The following is a 1,580-nucleotide window of genomic DNA, read 5'->3' as shown; positions in this document are numbered from 1 at the left end:
GCTGTCGGGCGTCGTCCTGATCGTCGTCGGCCTCACCTACTTCCCGGCCCTGGCCCTCGGGCCGCTCGCGGAAGGTCTCTCCTCCTGATGTCCACTCCCACGCTCACTCCCGCAACGGCCGACACCACGGCCGAGTCCGCCGCGCCGCACAGAGTGGCCAGCGGTCTCCTCGACCCGAAGCTGATCGTCGCCTCCCTGCCGGACGCGGTGAAGAAGCTCGACCCCCGGGTGATGGTCAAGAACCCGGTGATGTTCGTGGTCGAGGTCGGCTCGGTCGTCACCACGATCTCCGCGATCGCGAGCCCGTCCGTGTTCGCCTGGTCGATCACCGTCTGGCTCTGGCTGACCACGATCTTCGCCAACCTGGCCGAGGCCGTCGCCGAGGGCCGCGGCAAGGCGCAGGCCGACACCCTGCGCAAGACCAAGACCGAGAGCGTCGCCCGCCGCCTGACGAACTGGCCCGCCACGCAGGACGAGGAAGAGGTGCCGGGTACGGCCCTGCGGCTCGGCGACCACGTGGTGGTCGAGGCCGGACAGGTCATCCCCGGTGACGGGGACGTCGTCGAGGGCGTCGCCTCGGTGGACGAGTCGGCGATCACGGGTGAGTCCGCGCCGGTCATCCGCGAGTCCGGCGGCGACCGCAGCGCGGTGACCGGTGGCACCAAGGTGCTGTCGGACCGGATCGTGGTGAAGATCGCCTCGGAACCCGGCAAGTCGTTCATCGACCGGATGATCGCCCTGGTCGAGGGCGCCGCCCGGCAGAAGACGCCGAACGAGATCGCGCTGAACATCCTGCTGGCCTCGCTGACCATCGTGTTCCTGGTCGCGGTCGTCACGCTCCAGCCGATGGCCACCTTCGCCGGCGCCCCGCAGTCGATGATCGTGCTGGTCGCCCTGATCGTGGCGCTCATCCCGACCACCATCGGCGCGCTGCTGTCCGCGATCGGCATCGCCGGCATGGACCGCCTGGTCCAGCGCAACGTGCTGGCGATGTCCGGCCGTGCCGTCGAGGCCGCCGGCGACGTCAACACCCTGCTGCTCGACAAGACCGGCACCATCACCCTGGGCAACCGCCAGGCCGCCGAGTTCCTGCCCGCCCCGGACGTGTCCACCGATGAACTGGCCGGCGCCGCACAGCTCTCCTCCCTCGCGGACGAGACGCCGGAGGGCCGCTCGATCGTGGTCCTGGCCAAGACCGAGTACGGCCTGCGGGCCCGCGCCCAGGGCGAGTTGACGCACGCCACCTGGGTCCCGTTCACCGCCCAGACCCGCATGTCGGGCGTCGACCTGGACGAGACCGACGGCGTCCACCAGGTCCGCAAGGGCGCGGCCGGCGCGGTCACCAACTGGGTCACCGAGAACGGCGGTTCGGTCGGCGACGAGGTCTCGTCGCTGGTCGACGGCATCTCGGCAGCCGGCGGCACCCCGCTGGTGGTGGCCACGAAGATCGGCGGCAAGCCCGCCCGCGTCCTCGGGGTGATCCACCTCAAGGACGTGGTCAAGGAGGGCATGCGGGAGCGGTTCGACGAGCTGCGCCGGATGGGCATCAAGACCGTCATGATCACGGGCGACAACCCGCT

2 protein-coding genes are annotated in these 1,580 nt (G+C 70.6%); both read left to right on the top strand.

Features of this window, described 5'->3' with window-relative positions; translation table 11 throughout:
- Positions 1–88, top strand: an 88-nt coding sequence (locus AB0Q99_RS34290; protein ID WP_363578179.1) for a potassium-transporting ATPase subunit KdpA, incomplete at its 5' end; no start/stop codon positions are given.
- On the top strand, positions 88–1,580 hold a 1,493-nt coding region (kdpB, locus tag AB0Q99_RS34285; RefSeq protein WP_363578185.1), incomplete at its 3' end, for a potassium-transporting ATPase subunit KdpB. The genes AB0Q99_RS34290 and kdpB, both read left to right, overlap by 1 nt.

It is taken from the genome of Kitasatospora sp. NPDC086791 (assembly GCF_040685975.1).
Classification (GTDB): Bacteria; Actinomycetota; Actinomycetes; order Streptomycetales; family Streptomycetaceae; genus Kitasatospora.
Note: the sequence above shows the minus strand (reverse complement) of the source record. Positions and strands in the feature narration are given on the sequence as shown.